The sequence below is a fragment of the Fictibacillus sp. FJAT-27399 genome, from assembly GCF_001510655.1.
Lineage (GTDB): Bacteria > Bacillota > Bacilli > Bacillales > Fictibacillaceae > Fictibacillus_C > Fictibacillus_C marinisediminis.
On record NZ_LMVC01000002.1, the window covers coordinates 1,179,862 to 1,203,073 of the forward strand.

The window sequence follows — 23,212 nt, forward strand, 5'->3', positions numbered from 1 at the left end:
GGGAGGGACAAGGAATGAAATTTAAATTTGCCGCTGTGTTCAGTTTATTGCTGGTTAGTCTTCCGATTGCTGCGCACGCGAACGGCGGACAGAACAGCAGCCTTGAAAACGTCACTCAATTATCGGATAAAGCGCTGGAGCTTGCCAAAGAGGAACGGTATAAAGAAGCGAGCGAAGTCCTTTTCTATTTGTCATCTCAATTTGGTAAGGGCGCCCTGAAGTCCGAATTGGCTGAAGATAAAATCCGCATGGTTGATGTCACAGTAGAAGATACAATTGAAACGCTTGGAAAAGCTGAAGAACCGCGCGACGTTAAACTCCACCGGCTTACAGGTGTAAGGCTGCTTGTCGACGCCTTGATTTCCGACCATCAGCCGCTGTGGAAACAAACGGAGTATCAGCTCATCAATCCATTAAAGCACATGCAGCTGGCTTTACGGAAGAATCATAATCAGGAATACCAGGAGGCGGCAAACGAGTTTCTGGCCAACTACGCCATGATCCGCCCGGCAGTCAGCATGGACGTTGAAGATACTTTTTTTGATCAGGTGGATAAAGATATCGAGTTCATCGACAGCAGCCGGACCAGCATTTTCACATCCTCAGCGGACAAGAAGAAACTTGAATCCGTGAGGGCCGATTTTGAAAAACTGTTTGCTGCAAAAGAAGACAACTCTGAACCTTCCCTGTTCTGGCTGATCTTTTCCATCGGGGGAATCATCTTCTCTACATTATTTTATGTAGGATGGAGAAAATACAAAGCGGAGAAGGAAAACGTGAAGGCTGTAGATAAGCGGTAAAGCATTCTGATTGACATATATATGGCGATAATCATAAAATTAAAGTAATTACTATAGTGGAGGAATGCTATAAATGTCTTTTCTCATCTATTTTGCATTGTTGCTGATCATCCCGATCTGGGCACAGATGAGGGTGAAAAGCACGTATAAAAAGTACGCAAAAGTTGAAAACTCAACCGGAAAAACAGGGGCGGAAGTCGCCCGTGAAATACTGGACCGCAACGGGCTATACAATGTCGCGGTTGAGCCGGTCAGAGGGCGGCTGTCCGACCATTATGACCCGCGTTCAAAAGTTGTCCGCCTATCCGAAGAAAACTATTACGGCCATTCCATTGCAGGATCTGCAGTAGCCGCCCACGAAGTCGGCCATGCCATTCAGGATAAGGAAAGCTACGCGCCGCTGCGTTTCCGGCATGCACTAGTGCCGGTTGCTAACTTAGGTTCCAACTTTGCTTATCTTTTGATCATTGCAGGAGCTATTTTCGCCTCTGCTAACCTTCTTTTAGTGGGTATTATCTTCATGGCAGCCGCGGTTCTCTTTCAGCTGGTCACACTCCCGGTCGAATTTAACGCAAGCAGCCGGGCGATGAATCAGATCGTATCCACCGGTATGATCCGCAACAACGAAGAGCGCCAGGCAAGAAAAGTCCTTAATGCCGCTGCACTGACATATGTAGCAGCAGCATTGGTCGCTGTATTGGAGCTTCTACGCTTCGTGCTCATGTTTGCTGGAATGAATAATGACGATTAAATGACGAAACCCCTGCTCAGGCAGGGGTTTTATTGTTTTTTGTGGTGCGATGGATGAAGAATGCGGGTATGTGAGCGGAATTGATTCAATTGAGTGAAGAATTGAACCGTAGAAAAAATAATTAAACCAAACTAGCGGTTATTTGAACCACACTGAATATTCTTTCAATTTCACACAGCTGCTGCAAAAAAAGCGTGCTGAAGTCTGATTACTTCAACACGCCTTCCTTCAGTTGGGATCCAGATTCAGCGCCTAAAGACTCGATGACTTCACTCTCTCACCCCAACACAAAAACCTTGCGCTTCAGCTTTTCTCATATCCCTATCGGATTCTTATCACTATCGAGTGTGAAGCCTTCTCCGAGGACTTCGTGTACGTCGTTAACGGTTACGAAGGCATGGGGATCGACCCGTTCAATTACTTGCTTAAGCCGGACGATTTCGTTACGCGCGAACACGCAATAAAGAACTTCTTTCTGGCTGCCAGTAAAGCTTCCTTTAGCGCTGAGCAAGGTCGCGCCGCGGTCGAGTTCTTTCATGATCAGTGCAGCGATCTCGGTATTTTTTTCGGAGATGATCATTGCGGCTTTGCCGGCATAGGCGCCTTCCTGCATAAAGTCGATGACGCGGGCGCCGACAAAAACGGCGACAAGTGTGTACATCGCTTCTTTGTAGTTGAGGTAAACTAGCGACATCGTGATGACCACCGCGTCAAACATAAACATGGTCTTTCCCATGCTCCAGCCGAAGAATTTATGGCCGAGCCTCGCAATAATATCGACACCGCCTGTCGTTCCCCCGAAACGGAAGATGATTCCTAGGCCGATACCGATGAAAACCCCGGCAAAAAGAGCGGCGAGAGGCATGTCCTGTTTTAAATTAATAGTAAGAGTTGAATAACGCTGGAAGAGGAACAAGAACAGTGAAACACCCAGCGTGCCGATCATCGTATAAATGAATGCGTTTTTTCCAAGCAGCTTCCATCCTACAAAGAAAAGAGGGATGTTGAGGGCGAGGTTGGAATAGGAAGGGTCAATATGGAACAAAAAGTAAAGAATAAGGGTGATTCCTGTAAATCCGCCCTCTGCCAGATTGTTTGCCATATTGAAGTGAACGATGCCAAATGAAAAGATGGCGGAACCAAATAAAATAAAAAATACGTTTTTGCTGCGAATCGGAAATGTCATTTATGTGCCTCCTGAGACTAATGCGATACCCTGTTTGCGTTTTCATTATAAAGGAAAAAGAAGGGGGGTTCAATCGCTCGTGAAATTTGTCAAATGTCTTATTCTTCGCTAACATAAACGTAGGATTGTCGAAGAGGTGATATCGTTGAAAAAAACCATGCAGGAAATGCAGCAAGAAGTTGATACATATATCGGCCAGTTTAAAGAAGGGTATTTCAGCCCCCTTGCGATGATGGCCAGGATGACAGAAGAGCTTGGCGAGCTTGCTCGTGAAGTTAACCACTATTACGGTGAAAAACCGAAAAAATCCACTGAAAAAGAGCAGACCATTGAAGAAGAATTGGGTGATATTTTATTTGTCTTACTATGTTTTGCCAATTCACTAGATATTAGTATGGAAAAAGCCTTTGATATGGTCATGAATAAGTTTAATACGAGAGATAAAGACCGATGGACGCGCATCGAAGAAGGAGAGGAAAAGTAGCATGAGCAAACAAATAACCATTGTCATTGCCGGGCCAAGAGGAAAAATGGGGCGTGAAGCCGTGAACTTGGTCAACGAAACTCCACATTTTACACTTTTAGCAGTGATTGATTCCAGACATGCAGGAATGAAACTGAAAGATCTGGAGGGAATGCCATCCCTCGATATTCCGGTATACGATGACGCAACACTTTGCTTTTCAGAAATCAGGCCGGATGTTTTGATCGATCTTACGAAGCCTGAGATCGGGAAAGTCCATCTTGAACAGGCGCTCGAGCATAATGTCAGGCCTGTCATCGGAACGACAGGCTTCTCGGATGAGGATTTAGAGCGCCTGAAAAACCTCGCTCAAGAAAACGAACTGGGGGCGATCATCGCCCCCAACTTTGCGGTTGGTGCCATCTTAATGATGAAGTTTGCTCAGATGGCTTCCAAGTATTTGCCTAATGTTGAGATTATCGAGAAGCACCACGACCAAAAACTCGATGCCCCATCCGGAACGGCTTTGAAGACAGCACAGCTGATCAGAGAGGTCAGAGAGCCAAAATCCCAAGGGCATCCTGATGAGAGAGAAGATCTTCCTGGAGCAAGGGGTGCTGAACTTGATGGAATACGGATTCACAGTGTCAGGCTGCCGGGGCTTGTTGCCCACCAGGAAGTCATTTTAGGCGGAGAGGGACAAACCTTAACGATCAAACATGATTCGATGAACCGTGCTTCGTTTATGCCTGGTGTTAAGATGGCGGTAGAAGCGGTTGTAAATGTGGATCATCTCGTGTATGGCTTGGAAAATATTATAGAGTAAAAGGTGGGGGAACGATGAGAATAGCTTTGGTTGCGCATGATAATAAAAAACAGGAAATGATTAACTTTTCCATGGCTTATGAACCGATTTTAAGAAAACACGAGCTGTTTGCCACTGGAACGACCGGGCAAAAGATAATGGACGCAACCGGACTGGACATCCATCGGTTCCAATCAGGCCCGCTTGGCGGGGATCAGCAGATCGGTGCACTGATCGCTCAGAATAAAATGGATCTGGTGCTCTTTTTTAGGGACCCATTAACTTCGCAGGCGCATGAACCGGACATCTCTGCACTCATCCGTCTCTGTGATGTATATCAGATTCCTGTCGCGACGAACGTGGCGAGTGGGGAACTTTTTATCCGGGCGATGGAGCGAGGCGATTTCAACTGGAGAAATATTATTAAAGAAAGAGAAGGAAATCAATCATGAACAAAGAGAGCTGGCTGGCTGTCGGCGCCCATTCTGACGACGTTGAGATCGGAATGTCAGGTACGATAGCGATCCATACGGCCAATGGCGGCAAGGTTTCAATCTGTGACCTGACAAGAGCCGAACTGTCTTCCAATGGAACAGTGGAGCTGCGCAAGGAAGAAGCAGGCCATGCGGCAGAAGTTATAGGTGTTTCCGAGCGTTTGAATCTTGAGCTGCCGGACAGAGGTCTGTTGATGAAAGAAGAATACATACTGGCGATCGTTTCATTGATCAGGCGCAAGAAGCCTGATTGTCTCTTTATCCCGTATTGGGAGGACCGCCATCCCGATCATGGCAACTGCTCAAGGCTCGCAGAGGAAGCCGCTTTTTCAGCCGGGGTGAGGAATATTATTGATCCTGACAACCTGCCGCCACACAGGGTAAAGAAAATCTATTATTATTTTATCAATGGTTTTCATAAGCCTCAGATATTGGTCGATGTTTCAAGCGTCTATGAGAAGAAGAAAGCTGCGCTTCAATGCTATAAGAGCCAGTTCATAAAGCAGGATGACAGCTTTGATACACCGCTGGTCAACGGCTATATCGAGTCGGTGAGCGCGAGGGAGAAGATGTTCGGGCAGGAAGCGGGCGTAGACTATGCGGAAGGCTTTATGATGAAGAAACCCCTGTTATTAAAGAAATTATAAGGAGAACAGCTATGAAGCTTAAAATAGGAATCACTTGTTATCCTACTGTAGGTGGATCGGGTGTTGTAGCAACTGAGCTCGGAAAACTGCTGGCAGAAAAGGGGCATGAGATCCATTTTATCACTTCGAGCCTGCCGTTTCGGCTCGGGAAAGTATACGCCAACATCTTTTATCATGAGGTTGAGGTGAACAACTATTCTGTTTTTAAATACCCGCCATATGATCTGGCATTGGCTAGCAAGATGGCGGAGGTCGCCAAACGCGAGAAACTTGATATCATCCACGCGCATTATGCCATTCCTCATGCGATCTGCGCTTTTCTTGCCAAGCAGATGGCCGGCGAACAACTAAAGATTGTGACGACACTGCATGGAACCGACATCACGGTGCTTGGATACGATCCTTCACTGAAAGAGATGATCAAATTCGGCATCGAGAATTCAGATGCGGTGACCGCTGTTTCTAACAGTCTGAAGGATGATACCTATAAGCTGCTCGGCGTAAAGAACGAGATTCAACCGATCTACAATTTTGTCGATGAACGGGAATACTTTAAGCAGGAAGCTACACATCTTAAAAAGGGATACGGCATTAAACCGGAAGAAAAGGTGATCATCCATATCTCCAATTTCCGTTCAGTCAAACGGGTGCCGGATGTCATCATGGCTTTCCATAAGATCGTGAGCACGATTCCTGCCAAACTTCTCTTGATCGGAAACGGGCCGGAATTTACGGTAGCCTGCAAAATGGTGCAGGAACTGGATATCGAGGATCATGTACTTTTTCTCGGCAAGCAGGAAAATGTGGCAGAACTATTTTCGATCAGTGATTTAAAGCTCCTCCTTTCTGAGAAAGAAAGCTTCGGCCTTGTTCTTCTTGAAGCTATGGCGTGCGGGGTGCCCGTTGTTGGTACGAATATTGGCGGCATTCCAGAAGTGATCCTGGACGGAGAGACCGGCTATATCTGCGAGCTGGGAGACATAGACGGCATCGCAGCGGCCTCCCTTTCTATTCTGACTGATGAGAACAAAAAGCAGACGTTCGCCTATCAAGCGATGCAGCACGTCAGGGATCATTTCCATTCTTCTAAGATTGTAGGAGATTATGAGGATTTATATTACAGTGTGCTAAAAGGATAGGATAATCATGAGCGATCTTTTTGCCGGAGCACATATTATCATGGACCGGCTGATGCAAGCCGGCTACCAGGCGTATATGGTTGGCGGATGTGTGAGGGACTACCTTTTGAACCGGGACATCGGAGATATTGATATCGCCACCTCTGCGCTTCCAGAAGAGGTGTGTTCGCTTTTTGCAAAAACGATCCCTGTCGGCATGGAGCACGGGACCGTTATCGTGCGTGAACAGCATAATTCATATGAGGTGACTACTTTCAGAAAAGAAGGCACTTATGTTGACCGCCGTCATCCTTCTTCTGTGGAGTATATTGATTCATTGTTCGAAGATCTTTCAAGAAGAGATTTTACGATCAATGCCATGGCGATGGATGCGGCCGGAAATTTGCACGATCCGTTCGGCGGACGGCAGCATTTAAAGGAAAAGAAAATCAAAACGGTCGGAGACGCTGAAAAGCGGTTTATGGAAGACCCGCTCCGTATCATGAGAGCTCTCCGTTTTTGGGCTGTCTTGGGTTTTACACTTGAAGAGAAAACAGAAAAAGCGGTTAAAAGACTGGCTGATGAATTAAAAGAGATTGCAGTGGAACGCCTCGCTGCTGAGTTTATAAAACTTTTAAGAGGTATAGAAGCATCTTCATGCCTCAGGTTTATGTTTGAAACAGGGGTGGTTTCCTCCCTTCCTGAGCTCAACCGTTTCAGGAGCTCTTCAGAACGATTGCATGCTTTGGAGTGGGCCTGCTTGGAGAGTGATGAAGAAAGGTGGGCCGCGCTGCTGTTTCTCCTTGGGGAGGAAGATCCAGCCGTCTTCCTGAAAGCTTGGAAGCAGTCCAATTCTTTGATCCGTTCGGTACTGCAGCTCATCCGTTATCTGGACAAGGAGGAACTGCGGCCGCACGATCTTTATGAATTGGGAGAATTGCAGGCAGTGTCCTGTCAGAGGGTGAGAAATGCACTGAAGGGACGGATTGTGGATGAGGATCTTGTTTCTGTTCAGCAGCGCTTTCAAAAACTGCCGATTCATCAGCGGAAAGAGCTTGCTGTAAACGGGAAGGACATCGTAAGTCTTGATGAATCAGAGAAAGGCCCCTGGATACAGGAGATGCTGCAGAGGATCGAACACGGGGTAGTTGAAGGAAAAGTTCTAAATGAAAAAAGGGCCATCTTGGAGTGGGTGAGGAGTTGGAAGGGAAAATGAGACAGCATTTGCTTCAGATGCTTATTGAGAATGGAAATACGTTTGTTTCCGGACAGCAGATCAGTGATGAGCTGAATTGCTCCCGTACGGCGATCTGGAAGCATATCACAGAGCTGAGGAAAGAAGGATACGTGATTGAAGCCGTACAGCGGAAAGGCTATCGTATCGTGTCTTCTCCCGACCGCGTGACTGAGCATGAGATCAGCGCCCGTCTGAAATCAGATGTATTAGGCAAGAACATCGTGTATGAAGAATCGGTGAAAAGCACACAGGAAATCGCACAAAAGCTTTCTTATGAACAAAAGCCGGAGGGTACGCTTGTAGTTGCTGACGAACAGACAGGCGGCAGGGGCAGACTAGGAAGGCCATGGCAGTCTCCAAAGGGCACCGGAATCTGGATGAGCCTCATCCTGCGGCCGGAAATCCCCCTTCAAAAAACGCCGCAGCTCACTCTTCTCGCTGCTGTCAGTGTCACGAAAGCAATCTACAAAGTGACAGGGCTGCATGCAGAGATCAAATGGCCGAACGATATTTTGATCAACGGCAAAAAAACAGTCGGCATTCTGACGGAGCTTCAGGCGGAATCTGATCGCGTGCACGCTGTGATCATCGGGATTGGCCTGAACGTGAATGTAACAGGCGAGGATTTTAATGAAGATGTCAGGAAGATCGCAACATCGCTGAAGATCGAATCAGGAAATGAGACGAAAAGAGCCGATCTGATCGCAGCCATTCTTGAAGAGATGGAAGTTCTTTATCGTGAATATTTAAACAATGGCTTTGGGCTGATCAAACTGTTGTGGGAAGGATATGCCCACAGCATCGGAAGGCGAATCAAAGTGAGGACAGCGAGCCAGCAGCTTGAGGGCGTGGCCAAAGGAATTACTGATGAAGGCATCCTGCTCCTTGAAGATGATAATGGAAAGGTGCATTCGATCTATTCAGCGGATATTGAGATACCCGGAACATAAATAATATGGTACATTATTAAGTGTAGAAAAGGTGGTATCCCGCAGTGCGGGAACTGCACTTTCTTTGAACGTGTGACAGATAGCTTTACATCTGCCTAGATCCATCAAGGACCGGGACAGAGGGATTGGAAATGTTAAAGATGCAATGGACCCCTCTGCTTATTTGAGGGGTTTTTCCTCTGTTCCTCCCAAAAAAGGAGGAAAAAGGATGAAGACCACGCAAAGTTTTTCGGCTATGAAGCAGCAGAAAGAAAAGATCACGATGATTACTGCATACGACTTTCCATCAGCCCAGCTCGCCGAACGAGCGGCAGTGGATATGATTCTCGTCGGCGATTCGCTCGGAATGGTGGTACTTGGGTACGATTCGACAGTACCGGTAACCGTAGAGGATATGATCCATCATGCCCGCGCTGTAAAACGAGGGGCACCGAACACGTTTATCGTGACTGATATGCCCTTTATGAGCTACCATGCCGGCAGAGCGGAGACGGTGAAGAACGCAATGAGGATCATGCAGGAAACAGGTTCCCATGCTCTTAAGCTTGAGGGTGGAAAGAATGTGATCGAAACGATCGGATATTTAGTGGATGCGGGCGTTCCAATCATCGGCCACCTCGGGCTTACACCTCAGACAGCTGGCGTGCTTGGCGGCTATAAAGTACAGGGAAGAGAATCGAAAAAGGCAAAACAGCTGCTCCAGGATGCCCTAGCGATCGAAGAGGCGGGAGCTTTCGCTCTTGTGCTTGAATGTGTACCGAAACAGCTGACACAGCTCGTTGCGGAGTCTGTGAAAATTCCTGTTATCGGCATTGGTGCAGGGAATTCTGCCGACGGCCAGGTGCTCGTGTATCATGACCTGGTCGGTTACGGTTTTCATCATGTTCCGAAATTTGTGAAGATGTTCGCCCATTCGGCGGAGGCTATGCAAAAGGGGATTGCAGACTTTATTGCTGAAGTAAAAGAAGGAACGTTTCCTGCTGAAGAGCATTCATTTACGATGAAGCCGGAAGAAGCAGAAGCGCTGTACGGAGGGAAATAAAGTGAAAATCATCACAAGTATCAGCGAGATGAGGGCGTTCAGTGCTGAAGCGAAGACCGGGGGTAGGACCATTGGCTTCGTACCGACGATGGGCTATCTACACGAGGGGCACGCCTCACTTTTGGAACGCGCGGGAAAAGAGAATGCTCTTACCGTACTGAGTATTTTTGTCAATCCGCTCCAGTTTGGCCCAAACGAAGATTTTGACCGTTATCCGAGGGATTTTGAACGAGACGAACGAGTGGCCCTGAACTATGGTGTGGACGCTTTGTTTTATCCGGAGGTACAGGATATGTATCCTTCCGAGCCTTCAGTCACCATGAGGGTAAACAAGAGGGTGGGTGCTCTTTGCGGAAGAACGAGGGAAGGCCATTTTGACGGCGTGGCCACCGTTTTGACCAAGCTGTTTCATATCATCTCACCTGACAGGGTTTATTTCGGGATGAAAGATGCACAGCAAGTGGCGGTCGTGGAAGGGTTGATCTCAGACTTGAACTTTCCGGTCGAACTCGTCCCTTGTCCTACCGTCCGAGAAGAAGACGGGCTCGCAAAAAGTTCAAGGAATGTTTATCTTTCACCTCAGGAGAGGCAGGAGGCGCCTGTCTTATACCGGTCGCTCCAGGAGGCAGCAGCTCGTCTCTTGGAAGGGAAAAATGTTATACACATCAAAGAAAAAATGATAGAGTATTTAGAGGAGCATACAAGCGGGAAAGTGGACTATTTTGAGATATTGTCCTATCCGGAACTTGAAGAAGCTTCAGCAGCAGACCAGAAAAAGATCATCGCGCTCGCCGTTCAGTTTAAGAATGCGAGACTGATTGATAATCTAACCATAATTCCTGATGGAAGGAACCATAGGTGATTCATATGTTCAGAACAATGATGAAAGGCAAAATACACCGCGCCCGCGTAACAGAATCTAACTTAAATTACGTGGGAAGCATAACGATAGATGAGGATATCCTGGATGCGGTTGACATGGTGCCCAACGAAAAGGTGCAGATCGTCAACAACAACAACGGAGCCAGATTTGAGACGTATATCATCCCGGGGCCCCGCGGCACAGGTGTGATGTGCCTGAACGGTGCTGCTGCCCGGCTCGTTCAGGAAGGAGACGTTATCATCGTGATCTCCTACGCCATGATGGCAGAAGAGGAAGTTCCGTTCCACCAGCCGAGAGTGGCGATCATGGATGAAAATAACTCAATTACTGAAATACTAGGTTATGAACCGGCTTCAACGATTCTTTAACCCCTTGCTAAAGGGGTTTTTCTATTTACATAAAGGACTTGGATTCATTTATTGAATACCGAGCCGCTTGACCCGAGGTGAAAAGGATGAACAACCGTTATGTTGTCATAGATGTAGAAACTACAGGAAACGCTCCTGCCCGAGGAGACCGTGTCATTCAGATCGGTGCCGTTGTTGTTGAAAATAACATAATTGTTGACAGGTTTTCTTCCTTTGTTAACCCGGAGATACCCATTCCGCCGTTTATTGAACAGCTGACCGGCATCAACGATGAAATGGTCGCGGATGCTCCACTGTTTGAAGAGGTGGCTCCCGTTATTCTGCAGATGCTTGAAGGGTCCTACTTTGTTGCCCACAACGTCCTATTTGATCTGAACTTTCTGCAGGAAGAGTTTGAAAACAGCGGATATCAGCGATTTACCGGCCCCCTTCTGGATACGGTTGAACTTTCGCGGATTCTGCTCCTGCAGGCTGATGGATATCAGCTCGGCCAGCTGGCAGATTATCTTGGCATTGTTCATGAGAATCCCCATCAAGCAGACAGTGATGCTGAAGTGACGGCTTACCTGCTGATCGAACTGCTGCATAGACTGTCCAGGCTTCCTCTGCTCACACTGCAGCGGATGGATCCGTTTCTTAAAAAGATGCAGAGCAGCCTGGAGGAGATCGTAGGGGATCTGATCATCCTGAAATCTTCCAAAATAGAAGATGATCATGGAATGGACTATTTCAGGCAGCTAGTATTGAAGTCTTTTTCTCCAATCGAGAAAGAGGAGAATGCGCTGCAGATCAAGATGGATCCGTCTGCACTATTGGAAGATCTGTCACAGGAAATGGAACATTATGAAGTACGTGAGAGCCAGCAGAAGATGATGGAAATGGTGTACGATGCGATGGAGGATCATCAGCATGCGATGATCGAGGCTGGAACAGGAGTAGGAAAGTCAATGGGCTATCTGATCCCTTCAATCCTTTATGGAAAACGGGAAGACCGGCCGATCGTAGTGAGCACACATACGATCCAGCTTCAGCAGCAGCTGTTGGAACGGGACATTCCCATTTTGAAAAATATCCTGCCTTTTCCATTCCATGCTACGGTCCTAAAAGGGCGCAACAATTATCTTTGTTTACGAAAGTTTGAACAGTCGCTGGATGATCATTCAGAAGATAATTATGATACAAACCTTACGAAAGCACAATTGCTCGTTTGGCTGACGGAGACAGATCAAGGAGATGTTGAAGAACTGAACCTCGCATCAGGAGGCAAACTTTTTTGGCATCAGGTGAAAAGCGATTCTGCCTCGTGCCTGAACCACCGCTGCCCCTGGTACTCCAGGTGTTTCTATCATAGAAAAAGAAGAGCCGCACTGGCATCCGATCTTGTGATCACCAATCATGCACTGCTCTTCAGCGATGTTAAATCCGATGCGCAGCTCTTGCCCTCCTACAAAGAAGTCATAATTGATGAGGCTCATCATGTAGAAGAAGTGGTCAGCGACCATTTCGGCATTCAGACCGATTACTTCGTATTTACGAGACTGCTTGAACGTATTGGACACGACGATGACAGCGGACTGGTGAAAAAGCTTTATCAGCTGATAGAGACTGTTGAACTGCCGGGGCTTGAGCCCGTGCTGGAACAGATCGCGAAGGAGCTGCCTGAAGCAAAGATGGAGATAGACGAGTTGTTCCGCTCCATACGGGCTTACGTGCTGGAAGCCAAGAAGAGCAGCATGAATGACTTTGGCCGTGTGAGCTACCGTTACGGCGGACGGGACACAAAGAGCGCAATGTGGCAGGCGATCCTTGAGATGGTCGAGCGTGTGCTCTTCGGGTTGGGTGACCTTGGGAAATCGCTAAAAAAAGTGAACAAGCTTGCAGATGAAAAGGAAGAACATCTGAACTTTGCGCAAAAAGGTCTGCTGGCTGATTTCGACGGATTGAGAAACCAGCTTGAGGAAGAGAAAGAAAAGCTTCGCCATCTGCTAAAAGAAGTCAATGATAACGAGGTTTTCTGGTTTGAGGTCGAAGCGAAGGGCGCAAAGAACGCGGTCTATCTATACAGCAAACCCATTGTGATCAGTGAGCTGCTGGCCGATGAATTCTTCGCCAAGAAAAATAGTGTCATCATGACTTCAGCTACTTTGTCTGTTAGGAATTCGTTTCATTATATGACGTCAAGACTCGGACTTGATGATTTCGGGCCGATGACTGCGAATCTTCCTTCTCCTTTTTCTTATGACCAGCAGGTGAAATTTATGGTGCCGACAGATGTCCCTCTGATCAATGAAGTGGATCAGGAGACATTCGTCGCTGTTATCGCCCGCCAGCTTCACAATATCGCAAAAGTCACAAAAGGACGGATGCTCGTTTTGTTTACGTCCAACGATATGCTCCGGGAAACGTACAACGTCTTTAAAGGAATCATCGCGCAAGATGACTTTGTTCTGTTCGGACAGGGAATTGACAGCGGCAGCCGTGCACGCCTTACAAAGAACTTTAAGAAGTTCGAACAGTCCATCCTTTTCGGCACGAGCAGTTTTTGGGAGGGGATCGATATCCCGGGAGATGATCTTTCCTGCCTCGTAATCATTCGGCTTCCTTTTACTCCACCGGATAATCCGGTAACCGCGGCGAGAGCGGAGAAACTGAAAAGCGAGGGCGGCAATCCCTTTATGGAGCTTTCTCTTCCTCAGGCGATCATCCGCTTTAAACAAGGATTTGGCCGGCTTGTCCGTACACAGCGGGATACCGGTGTCGTGTTTGTTTTTGACAGGAGGATCACAGAAACGCGCTACGGCAAGTCATTTATTACGTCTCTCCCTCCAGTTCCAGTGCAAAAAGGATTGATGCACGATCTTTTGATCGATCTTGAAGGCTGGCTGAACGAATCATGAAAAATGATAGCAGAAGCCTGTCCCAAAATGGGCTGAAGTTTGATATAGTAGGAAACGAGACGAATAAAGCGGGAACAGCAGCACAGCACCGATTTCCTGGTGAGTCCCGTTTTCGCCTGTAATCATGGCAGCTGTAAGGAGGTAGTACTTTGGAAAGCAAGATTGAAGTTCTTTCCACGGTAAAAGTAAAAAAATCGCCGGACTTGTATAAAGTTGTGACTGAGCTGAACAAAACGCTGAAAACAAAAGATGTGATGTTTGGCCTGGCACTTGATGACCACGACGAAAATACAATGATATTTACCATCTATAAGACATAGAGGCGGCCGAAAATGAAAAAATGGTGGGTTATTTTGGGGATTGCCTGTGCAGGTGTCATTCTTTGGCAGGGAATCTCAATGTATCGGCAAATCCTGTCGGGCCAGGAAGCTGGCCAAAGCAAAGCGGAGGAAATCGCCAAGGACCAGTATGGATTGTCCCGCATCGACAGTGTGGAATATTATCACGGAAACCAGGCGTATGAGACCGTACAAGGGACATCCGCAAAGAACGGAAAAGTCTATGTTCTCGTTGGTCCAAAGAATAAAACAAAGCTTGTTAAACAAAGCGACGGACTGACCAAGAATCAGATGAAGGCCTTTGTCGACAGGAATTTGAACCCGAAAAAATGGGTCAATCTCCGTCTTGGCATGGAGCATGATCAAGTGCTGTGGGAAGCTGTCTATCTGGATGAAAAAGGAAGATATACGTTTTATTACGGCTATTTTGAGAACGGTGAACGCTATAAAAAATATAGTATGAAACAAGAAATCTAAAAGCGAGGGATGAAAGAAATGGAACTGGCAAACCGAGTTAAAGCACTGACACCATCAACTACATTGGCAATAACAGCAAAGGCTAACGCCCTGAAGGCTGAAGGGCACAATGTGATCGGTCTTGGAGCAGGAGAACCCGATTTCAACACTCCGGACCATATCATCGAAGCCGCTTACCGCGCGATGAAGGAAGGCCATACAAAATATACGGCTTCCGGCGGCCTGCTTTCATTGAAACATGCTATTTCGCAAAAGTTTAAAGAAGATCAGAACCTGGACTATTCACCGGCTGAAATTGTTGTAGGCACAGGGGCAAAGCAATCATTGTATACGCTTTTTCAGGTCCTGCTTAATGATGGCGATGAGGTGATCATTCCTACTCCATATTGGGTCAGCTATCCTGAACAAGTGAAGCTTGCCGGAGGTGTTCCGGTCTATGTAGAAGGCAAAGAAGAGAACGCCTTTAAGATCACTCCTTCACAGCTCGAACAGGCAGTGAACAATAAAACAAAGGCGATCATCATCAACTCTCCAAGCAACCCAACCGGATCTCTTTATTCAGAAGACGAACTGAAGCAGCTGGGAGAGGTTTGCTTGAAGCATAACATCCTGATCGTTTCTGATGAGATCTATGAAAAGCTGATCTATGGCGGGGCATCACATACCTCCATTGCCCAGCTCTCACCTGAACTGAAGGGACAGACCATCATCATTAATGGCGTCTCCAAGTCTCATTCCATGACAGGCTGGAGGATTGGCTATGCTGCTGGAAACAGTGCGATCATTAAGGCGATGACGAACCTGGACAGCCACAGCACATCCAATCCGACGACCATCTCCCAATATGCGGCGATTGCAGCATATGAAGGAACCCAGGAGCCGGTTGAAGAGATGAGAAAGGCTTTTGAATCCAGGCTGGATACCGTCTATGAAAAATTGATCCAGATTCCCGGTTTTACCTGCGTTAAACCAAAGGGTGCCTTTTACTTGTTTCCTAATGTAAAAGAAGCGATCAAGCTGACCGGTTTTGAAACAGTAGACGAATGGGTGTCTGCCTTGCTTGAGGAAGAAAAGGTTGCTCTCGTGCCGGGATCAGGATTCGGCTCACCGGATAACGTCAGGCTTTCCTATGCCACTACTCAAGAGAAATTTGAAGAGGCACTGGAGCGCATTGAACGTTTCATGAAGAAAAACAGCAAATAATCTATACAGGCTTATTTGATTTTTGTAAGTGATTAGACGATAATCACTTATACATAGAATATTTTGGAGGGTGTCACGTGAAAACTACTATATCCCAATTAAAAAGCCATATCGATCAAACCGTTACCATAGGTGCTTGGCTGAGCAATAAGCGTTCCAGCGGTAAGATTGCGTTCTTGCAGCTGCGCGACGGGACAGGCTTTGTCCAGGGAGTCGTCGTTAAAGCTGAAGTCGCTGAAGATATCTGGATGACTGCAAAGAGCCTTACTCAGGAAACAAGCCTTTATGTAACTGGAAAAGTTCAGCAGGACGACCGTTCCCAGACGGGTGTTGAGCTGGTGGTTACAGATGTGAAAGTGATCCATGAAGCGGTCGATTATCCGATCACACCGAAAGAACATGGAACAGAGTTCTTGATGGACCATCGACACCTATGGCTTCGTTCCAAACGCCAGCACGCGATTATGAAAGTAAGAAACGAAATCATCCATTCCATGTATGAATTCTTCCATAAGAATGAGTTCATCAAAGTCGATCCGCCGATTCTTACTGGAAGCTCGGCAGAAGGAACGACCACACTGTTTCATACAAAATATTTTGATGAGGATGCCTACCTTTCTCAGAGCGGGCAGCTCTATATGGAAGCTGCAGCAATGGCACTCGGGAAGGTATTCTCCTTTGGCCCGACGTTCCGTGCTGAAAAATCAAAAACTCGCCGCCACCTGATCGAATTCTGGATGATCGAGCCTGAGATGGCGTTTGTTGAGCATGAAGAATCTCTCGAGATTCAAGAGCAGTTTGTCAGCCATGTGGTTCAATCAGTCCTTGAGCGCTGCAAGCTTGAACTGACAATACTTGGCCGCGATCTTTCCAAACTTGAAAACGTGAAAGCTCCGTTCCCTCGCATATCCTACGATGATGCGATTACACTGCTTAAAGACAAGGGGTTCGATGACATTGATTGGGGAGACGATTTTGGTGCCCCTCATGAGACAGCCATCGCTGAGAGCTTTGACAAGCCTGTCTTTATCACGAACTATCCAAAAGAGATTAAAGCATTCTACATGATGCCTCATCCAGAACGTGATGACGTTGTTCTCTGTGCGGATCTGATAGCTCCGGAAGGATACGGAGAGATCATCGGCGGAAGCCAGCGTATCGATGACCTGGAGCTCATGAAAGCACGCTATGAAGAACACGGACTGACAGACGATGCCTACAGATGGTATCTCGAGCTGCGCCAATACGGCAGCGTTCCGCATTCAGGTTTTGGCCTGGGGCTTGAGCGTACGGTTGCTTGGATCACAGGTGCAGAACACGTACGTGAGACCATCCCATTCCCAAGACTGTTAAACCGTTTATATCCATGATGATGGAAAACCTCCTTTTTCGGAGGTTTTTCACCGTTTAGCCATCTAAGTGATGCCCATTTGCTTCATTTCGTCTATCACGATTTCATCATGATTGCAGGAAGCTGGGTTGATCGTGGTATACTGATGAAGGAGGGGTGTTATGATGGAAAAGGCATTGTTTCTTAAATGGCTGTCTGAAGGCACGGTTTCTATACCCCATGTATTGTTTAAACATTACCGGGCCATCGGGCTGCAGGATGAAGAATGCATGCTGATTCTTCATGTCCACACATTTATAGAATCCGGAAACCCGTTTCCGACACCGGAAGAACTGTCTGGACGGATGAGCATCTCAGCTGCAAGATGCATGGCGCTGCTCAGAAGTTTTATCCAGCAGGGGCTTCTGGAGATCGACCATTTCGAAGACGGTGAAAAAGGCATGTACTATGAAGCCTATTCTTTGAACCCGCTTTGGGAAAAGCTGCTCTCCTTGCTTTCAAGCCAAGAAGCGGAGCAGGATCAGCAGGAAAAAGAAAAGGATGAAGAAAACGTCTACTCCATCTTTGAACGTGAATTCGGAAGGCCGCTATCGCCGATGGAATGCGAAACGTTAAAAATATGGATCGACCAGGACAGGCACTCGCCTGCTTTGATCATTTCAGCGCTAAAAGAAGCGGTGATCAGCGGAAAGCTGAACTTCCGGTATATCGATCGCATTCTGTTCGAATGGAAGAAAAATAATATACAGACACCCGAACAGGCCAGAACGTACGGGGAGAAGTTCAGAGCGCGGCAAACCCGCGGAACATCGCGGGCGGCAGAGCAATCTGAGAGCCACAATCAGTTCTCGGTTCCTGTTTATAACTGGCTTGAGCAATCGTAGACGAGTGACCCTCGTCTATTTTTCTATGTCTGCTCTACAAGAATTCTGGAGGTTACGATGCTTAATAAATCACAGATCGCCTATTGTCTAGACACGATCGGCAAGATGTTCCCGGATGCACACTGCGAGCTGAACCACAGCAATCCATTTGAACTGACCATCGCCGTACTCCTGTCTGCACAATGTACTGATGCCCTGGTGAACAAAGTTACACCGGGCCTGTTCGCAAAATATAAAACACCCGCAGATTACCTGCAGGTTCCTTTGGAAGAACTGCAGGATGATATTCGCTCCATCGGACTTTACCGCAATAAAGCTAAAAATATTCAAAAGCTGTGCGAGCTTCTTCTGGACGAATACGGCGGAAGAGTGCCGGAAGAAAGGGATGAACTCACGAAGCTTCCAGGCGTTGGGCGAAAGACAGCGAACGTCGTAGTATCAGTCGCATTCGGTTTGCCGGCCATAGCTGTCGATACCCATGTTGAACGGGTCAGCAAGCGGCTTGCCATCTGTAAATGGAAGGATTCCGTCCTGCAGGTGGAAGAGACGCTGATGAAAAAAGTTCCAAAAGAAGACTGGTGTGTCACCCACCACAGGCTGATCTTTTTTGGACGGTATCATTGCAAAGCGCAAAACCCGAAGTGCCCCGAATGTCCACTCCTGGAACTATGCCGCGAAGGCCAAAAACGTATGAAAGTAAAGTTAAAGAAAGACTCGCCGCGCTCCAATGCTTAACATTCCTGAATCCATGAGGCATCCCCTTTTTTTCGGCAATGAAGAGCAGCTGGAAGAAAGGGATGCTTACGTCCCTTTTCTGGAAGAACTCCTCTTTTATAACGGTATGGGGCCTTCTCCGCATACTCAACAAAAACAAGGAATAGAAGCAAAGTTTGTTAATTGGAAAGCAGCAAGCTCAGTTATCCGATCCTTCTTTTCCGAGAGAAACAGAAAAGAAGCGAGGAATCCGATGATTTTCCAGCTGGGCTGTTTTCTGCAGGCTTTGATGTGGTGCAACGGCCAGCCTGCCGGCAACCTGTTAGGATGGAAAGAAGAGATTCAACCTTTGGATATCAAGCCAGTGAATGTCACAGAACGCCTCGAGATGATCTGTTCAGAGCCGGATCATTATCATTCTTATATCCAGCTGAACGAGCTGTTTCAGGAGCTTCAGAAAAAGGCGGCTGCCATCAAACACAATGGCTGACCGGAATATGGACAAATTCTCCCTACATAGACTAATTCATGAGAACGTGTAGGAGGGGGAGCTATGCAGATTCATGTGGTTCAAAAGGGAGACTCGCTTTATAAAATCTCTCAGTTTTATAACCTGCCCTGGCAAGAGATCGCTTCCGTAAATGCTCTTGGTGCTCAGGATGTCCTGACTGTCGGGCAGACGCTGCTCATACCCGCGCCATTCATTTATAAAGCTAAAAAAGGGGATACGTTTGAAACGGTAGCCTCTAAGCTTGGAGTCACAGTATTTGAGCTGAAGCAGGCCAATCCCGAGGCTGATGACAAGCCATTGAAGGAAGGACAGACGCTGAATGTCCCGCAAAAGAGGAAGAGGACGCTGACGATAAATGCATTTGCAGAACCATCTGAAAAATCAAGGGAAAATTTTAAAAAAGCAGTAAAAGCACTAAGCTATATATCGCTGTTCAGCTATGAAGTGAACGAAAAGGGTGATTTAAAGCCGCTTGACGACAGCTCTTTTTTGCGTGAGATAAAAAATGAGAACGTCAGGCCTCTTATCTCGATCACGACGATCAAAGACGGCGCGTTTAGCCAGGAACTAGCGACGACTATTCTGAAAAGTCCTGAGATCAGCAATAAAGTCATTGAGAACACTGTAAAGATCATGAAAGAAAAAGGGTACGTAGGGGTAAACGTAGACTTTGAATATATTGGGCGGCAAAACAAAGAACGGTATAACCGGTTTCTGCGGAATATTACCGACCGCATGCACAAAGAGGGCTATGTTGCCACATCGGCGCTCGCGCCGAAGATTAAAGAAAAACAAAAAGGCGTCTGGTATGAAGGACACGATTATAAAGCACATGGACAGACTGTTGATTATGTGATCCTGATGACCTATGAATGGGGATACAGCGGAGGCCCTCCGCTCCCGGTCAGCCCGATCAACGAAGTAAAAAAGGTGCTGGATTATGCAGTAACAGCGATACCAAGAAGCAAGATTTTGATGGGGATCAACCTGTACGGCTACGATTGGACACTTCCCTACGTCCAAGGCGGGCCGCAAGCTAAAGCCCTCAGCCCGGTTCAGGCGATGCAGCTCGCAGGAAAAAGGAAAACCGCTGTTCGATACGCAGAAGACGTTCAGGCTCCATATTATGAATACTGGGATAAAGAGAAGAAGCAGCATAAGGTTTGGTTTGAAGATTACCGCAGCATGAAAGCAAAGTTTGATCTGATCGATGAATATCGGCTGGGAGGAGCAAGTTTCTGGAACCTTGCTTTTGATTACCCGGGATTATGGAACTACCTTCAGGACCGCTATACGATCCGGTTTCAATAATAAAACAGGCCATCGCCGCATACGGCGATGGCCTGTTTTATTTTACTTTATTGATTTAAGTCTGGTAGGGAAGGGAAACCGCCTTGTTCTTGCTGCTGTTTCTTTTCTTGTTTTCGTTGTTGCTGATCCTGCTGTCCTTGTCCTGGCGGATTCTGAGGCTCCGTTCCGCCTCCTTGCTGGCCGCCGCCCTGATCAGGCTGGCCGTTGTTGCCGCCGTTATTTCCCTGTCCAGGATTGGTGTTGTCTCCAGGATTTGTTCCTGGGTTGCTGCCTTCCTGCCCTTGTCCAGGTTTTTTCCCTTGATCCGGGTTGTTTCCTTGTCCAGGGTTATTCCCCTGATCAGGCGTTTGTCCTTCTGCAGGCGGTTGCTGTTCACCTGGTACGGTTACGGATGTTTGAGCAGGGTCGCTTTCTTTCCCAGTATCTGTTTCAACCGCTGCGATCTGGAAGGTATACGTCTTGCCAGGTTCTGCGTTTGGCACGGTGAATTTCTTGTCGCTGATCGTCTGTTCAGCAGCAGCTGCGCCGTCAACGCTCGCTGCTACCTTATAGACCGTTTTGCCCTTGCCGCCTTTGTAATTCCATTTCACATCAATGGACTTGCTCTTATCATCGTACTTGGCGGTCAGGCCTTCAATCGAAGCTGGTTTCTCATACTTGTTAGAAACTTCGCTTGGTTCCGTTCCGCGAACAAACAATTCGGTCGTTTTCTGATCATCAGGTGTAAATTCGCTTGCTTTTTTATGTGTTCCTTTTTCAAGTGTTACATCTACTACAGAGTTCGGTTTCTTGAAGTCAGTGTTGCTGTGATTTAAGCGGCTCATCACTTCTTTAAAGATTAACTTGGAATAGTTTTTTTGGTTCGTATCGAGATAGTGAACGCCGTCTTCATCTTTGTATTTGTTGTATCCGGTCCAAACAGCAGCGGAATAGGAGGTTGTATATCCTGCCATCCACGCATCGTTCGTTGCGCTCTTAGGGATGCCGTACTGTTCTCGGATTTCCTTAGGAAGGTTGGTCGTTCCCGTTTTACCGGCGATATTAAGGCCTGGGACGTTCGCCATAATTCCTGTACCGCTTCTCATGACGCCTTTCAGCATATCGGTGATCATATAAGCAGTATAATCCTTCATCGCAGCGACTGGTTTTGTCTCTGGTTTTACAACCTGTCCGTTCGGGAACTCAATCTTCCGGATCGTTGTCGGTTCGGTATAGACGCCTTCATTTCCGAAAGCGGCGTAGGCACCCGCAAGGTTAAGTGGGGTGATCCCTTTTTGGAATCCGCCGATCGCATAAGCTGGAGGTGCAGAGTCAATCTTGATACCAAGTTTATTGGCGAAATCGACTGCTTTGCTTTCGCCGACTTCAAGGAATGTTCGGACGGCAGGTGTATTCTCCGATTTTTCTAGAGCCTTGCGCATCGTTACTTCTCCAAATTGTTCATTATTAAAGTTATTGATGGTCGCGCCATTGATTGTAACCGGTGTATCTTTCAGAATGTGCCCGGTATCCCACTTCATGTTGTCGATCGCAGGGCCGTAGTCAAGGATCGGTTTGATCGTAGATCCCGGCTGCCTTGGATTTCCAGAAGCATAGTAGGCGCTCATTAGGTTCTCATCGCGTCCGCTGCCGATCGCCCGGATTCCACCGGTTTTCGTATCAACAATCGCGATACCGGATTGAAGCTTTTTATTCTCATTACGCAGGAATGAGGCGTTCTGAAGCACATCCTCCGTTGTTTCCTGAGCTTTTGTATCCATGTTCGTGTAGATTTTCAGACCATCGGCAAAGACATCGACATTTTCCATGCCTTTAATTTTATGAAGGTCTTTGATGACTTGCTGCAGGTAAGCTTCGTGAACCCGTGTTTCCTGCAGCTTTCCTTTACGCAGGCCGTCTGTTACCGGAGTGGCTTTTGCTTTATCCGCTTCGGCCTTTGTGATGAAACCATACTTTTGCATCTGTCCTAATACAACGTTTCGGCGCTGTTCCGCTTCTTTTGGATGCGTGAGCGGGTCATAGTTGCTCGGGGCTTTTGGAAGTCCGGCGAGCAGGGCCACTTGATGAAGCTTAAGCTGATCAAGTTTGTCCGCATCAAAATAGGTTTTAGCAGCTGTTCCGATGCCATAGGCACCATGGCCGAAATAAATCTTATTCAAGTACATCTCCAGGATCTGCTCCTTTGAGTACTTCTGTTCGAGTTTGATCGCCAGGTACGCTTCCTGAATTTTACGCGTCAGCGATTTTTGATTGGTGAGGATCGTGTTTTTTACGACCTGCTGGGTGATTGTGCTTCCCCCTTCAGAACCAAAACCGCCTGTCAGGTTGGCGAGTGCTGCTCCGAAAATCCGGCGCACGTCGACACCCGGATGCTTATAGAAGCGCACATCCTCAACGGATACGAATGCATCTCTTACATTAGGCGGAATATCTGCGATTCCTGCTTTTACCCGATTCTCTTCAGAAAAGAGGGAGCTGACTTTCTTTCCGTCTTTATCGTAGATCTGGGAAGATAAAGGGGTCTTCAGTTTTTCAGGGTCGAGTTTTGGGGATTTCGCCATGATGACCCCGACAGTTGCTGTTCCAATGAGAAACATGATGATCAAGAACGAGATGATAGCTTTAAAGAGCGGGAACCTCTTTTTCTTCTTGGGCGGATTTTTGCCTCCGCCGGAAACCTGTCTGCGTTCCTGCCTGCTGCGGTATTCATTAGACATGTATTTGTACCAACCTTTCACTTACTGCATTATACATTATGATTATTCGTCAATAGCTTATTATT

Annotated in this window: 24 protein-coding genes; 22 read left to right on the forward strand and 2 right to left on the reverse strand. The window is 47.2% G+C overall.

The window, feature by feature from the left end; genetic code table 11:
* The first annotated feature begins 14 nt into the window (after nucleotides 1-14).
* Entirely contained in the window at nucleotides 15-800 is a 786-nt protein-coding gene (locus tag AR335_RS11025; RefSeq protein WP_062235406.1) for a sporulation protein YpjB, read from the forward strand.
* A 73-nt stretch (nucleotides 801-873) separates the two neighbouring features.
* Complete coding sequence (locus AR335_RS11030; RefSeq protein ID WP_053358072.1) at nucleotides 874-1,551, forward strand: zinc metallopeptidase; 678 nt, start codon at nucleotides 874-876, stop codon at nucleotides 1,549-1,551.
* A 313-nt stretch (nucleotides 1,552-1,864) separates the two neighbouring features.
* On the opposite strand, the gene AR335_RS11035 is transcribed toward AR335_RS11030, so the two are convergent.
* Nucleotides 1,865-2,737, reverse strand: coding sequence for a YitT family protein (locus AR335_RS11035; RefSeq protein ID WP_053358073.1), 873 nt, complete (start codon nucleotides 2,735-2,737; stop codon nucleotides 1,865-1,867).
* 157 nt (nucleotides 2,738-2,894) lie between these two features.
* Between AR335_RS11035 and AR335_RS11040 the strand changes: the two genes are divergently transcribed.
* The 20 genes from AR335_RS11040 (at nucleotide 2,895) to AR335_RS11125 (ending at nucleotide 20,430) form a co-directional block, all read left to right on the forward strand.
* Entirely contained in the window at nucleotides 2,895-3,221 is a 327-nt protein-coding gene (locus AR335_RS11040; protein ID WP_053358538.1) for a nucleotide pyrophosphohydrolase, read from the forward strand.
* A 1-nt stretch (nucleotide 3,222) separates the two neighbouring features.
* Entirely contained in the window at nucleotides 3,223-4,026 is an 804-nt protein-coding gene (dapB, locus tag AR335_RS11045; protein ID WP_062235409.1) for a 4-hydroxy-tetrahydrodipicolinate reductase, read from the forward strand.
* A gap of 14 nt (nucleotides 4,027-4,040) precedes the next feature.
* Nucleotides 4,041-4,457: a methylglyoxal synthase gene (gene mgsA, locus AR335_RS11050; protein ID WP_053358075.1), complete on the forward strand. Its 417-nt coding sequence runs from the start codon at nucleotides 4,041-4,043 to the stop codon at nucleotides 4,455-4,457.
* Entirely contained in the window at nucleotides 4,454-5,146 is a 693-nt protein-coding gene (bshB1, locus tag AR335_RS11055) for a bacillithiol biosynthesis deacetylase BshB1 (RefSeq protein WP_062235412.1), read from the forward strand. Before mgsA ends, bshB1 begins: the two co-directional genes overlap by 4 nt.
* 11 nt (nucleotides 5,147-5,157) lie before the next feature.
* Complete coding sequence (gene bshA, locus AR335_RS11060) at nucleotides 5,158-6,285, forward strand: N-acetyl-alpha-D-glucosaminyl L-malate synthase BshA (RefSeq protein ID WP_062235415.1); 1,128 nt, start codon at nucleotides 5,158-5,160, stop codon at nucleotides 6,283-6,285.
* Between the two features lie 7 nt (nucleotides 6,286-6,292).
* The gene (locus AR335_RS11065; protein ID WP_062235418.1) at nucleotides 6,293-7,480 is read left to right on the forward strand and encodes a CCA tRNA nucleotidyltransferase; all 1,188 of its coding nucleotides are present in this window, start codon (nucleotides 6,293-6,295) and stop codon (nucleotides 7,478-7,480) included.
* On the forward strand, nucleotides 7,465-8,451 hold the full coding sequence (locus AR335_RS11070) for a biotin--[acetyl-CoA-carboxylase] ligase (RefSeq protein ID WP_062235421.1): 987 nt from the start codon (nucleotides 7,465-7,467) through the stop codon (nucleotides 8,449-8,451). The genes AR335_RS11065 and AR335_RS11070 overlap by 16 nt, the downstream gene beginning before the upstream one ends.
* 208 nt (nucleotides 8,452-8,659) lie before the next feature.
* The gene (gene panB / locus AR335_RS11075; protein WP_053358080.1) at nucleotides 8,660-9,493 is read left to right on the forward strand and encodes a 3-methyl-2-oxobutanoate hydroxymethyltransferase; all 834 of its coding nucleotides are present in this window, start codon (nucleotides 8,660-8,662) and stop codon (nucleotides 9,491-9,493) included.
* 1 nt (nucleotide 9,494) lies between these two features.
* Nucleotides 9,495-10,355, forward strand: a complete 861-nt coding sequence (panC, locus tag AR335_RS11080; RefSeq protein WP_062235424.1) for a pantoate--beta-alanine ligase — start codon at nucleotides 9,495-9,497, stop codon at nucleotides 10,353-10,355.
* A gap of 5 nt (nucleotides 10,356-10,360) precedes the next feature.
* Nucleotides 10,361-10,744 carry an aspartate 1-decarboxylase gene (panD, locus tag AR335_RS11085; protein ID WP_062235427.1) on the forward strand — a complete coding sequence of 128 codons (384 nt, stop codon included), beginning with the start codon at nucleotides 10,361-10,363 and terminating at the stop codon, nucleotides 10,742-10,744.
* A gap of 86 nt (nucleotides 10,745-10,830) precedes the next feature.
* Nucleotides 10,831-13,641: an ATP-dependent DNA helicase DinG gene (gene dinG / locus AR335_RS11090; RefSeq protein ID WP_062235430.1), complete on the forward strand. Its 2,811-nt coding sequence runs from the start codon at nucleotides 10,831-10,833 to the stop codon at nucleotides 13,639-13,641.
* Nucleotides 13,638-13,763 carry a hypothetical protein gene (locus tag AR335_RS25165; protein WP_255357568.1) on the forward strand — a complete coding sequence of 42 codons (126 nt, stop codon included), beginning with the start codon at nucleotides 13,638-13,640 and terminating at the stop codon, nucleotides 13,761-13,763. The genes dinG and AR335_RS25165 overlap by 4 nt, the downstream gene beginning before the upstream one ends.
* 27 nt (nucleotides 13,764-13,790) lie before the next feature.
* Nucleotides 13,791-13,961 carry a YpmA family protein gene (locus AR335_RS23135; protein WP_082683449.1) on the forward strand — a complete coding sequence of 57 codons (171 nt, stop codon included), beginning with the start codon at nucleotides 13,791-13,793 and terminating at the stop codon, nucleotides 13,959-13,961.
* A 12-nt stretch (nucleotides 13,962-13,973) separates the two neighbouring features.
* Entirely contained in the window at nucleotides 13,974-14,456 is a 483-nt protein-coding gene (locus tag AR335_RS11095; RefSeq protein WP_053358084.1) for a DUF5590 domain-containing protein, read from the forward strand.
* An 18-nt stretch (nucleotides 14,457-14,474) separates the two neighbouring features.
* Complete coding sequence (locus AR335_RS11100; protein WP_062235433.1) at nucleotides 14,475-15,659, forward strand: pyridoxal phosphate-dependent aminotransferase; 1,185 nt, start codon at nucleotides 14,475-14,477, stop codon at nucleotides 15,657-15,659.
* A gap of 77 nt (nucleotides 15,660-15,736) precedes the next feature.
* Complete coding sequence (gene asnS, locus AR335_RS11105) at nucleotides 15,737-17,029, forward strand: asparagine--tRNA ligase (protein WP_062235436.1); 1,293 nt, start codon at nucleotides 15,737-15,739, stop codon at nucleotides 17,027-17,029.
* Between the two features lie 145 nt (nucleotides 17,030-17,174).
* Nucleotides 17,175-17,894: a DnaD domain-containing protein gene (locus AR335_RS11110; protein ID WP_062237030.1), complete on the forward strand. Its 720-nt coding sequence runs from the start codon at nucleotides 17,175-17,177 to the stop codon at nucleotides 17,892-17,894.
* A 57-nt stretch (nucleotides 17,895-17,951) separates the two neighbouring features.
* Entirely contained in the window at nucleotides 17,952-18,629 is a 678-nt protein-coding gene (gene nth, locus AR335_RS11115; protein ID WP_062235439.1) for an endonuclease III, read from the forward strand.
* Entirely contained in the window at nucleotides 18,622-19,098 is a 477-nt protein-coding gene (locus AR335_RS11120; RefSeq protein WP_062235441.1) for a YpoC family protein, read from the forward strand. The genes nth and AR335_RS11120 overlap by 8 nt, the downstream gene beginning before the upstream one ends.
* 63 nt (nucleotides 19,099-19,161) lie before the next feature.
* A complete protein-coding gene (locus AR335_RS11125; protein WP_062235444.1) occupies nucleotides 19,162-20,430 on the forward strand; it encodes a glycosyl hydrolase family 18 protein in 1,269 nt (422 codons plus the stop codon).
* A gap of 47 nt (nucleotides 20,431-20,477) precedes the next feature.
* Here AR335_RS11125 and AR335_RS11130 read toward each other — a convergent pair whose 3' ends face one another.
* Nucleotides 20,478-23,147: a transglycosylase domain-containing protein gene (locus AR335_RS11130; protein WP_062235447.1), complete on the reverse strand. Its 2,670-nt coding sequence runs from the start codon at nucleotides 23,145-23,147 to the stop codon at nucleotides 20,478-20,480.
* Between the last annotated feature and the right edge of the window lie 65 nt (nucleotides 23,148-23,212).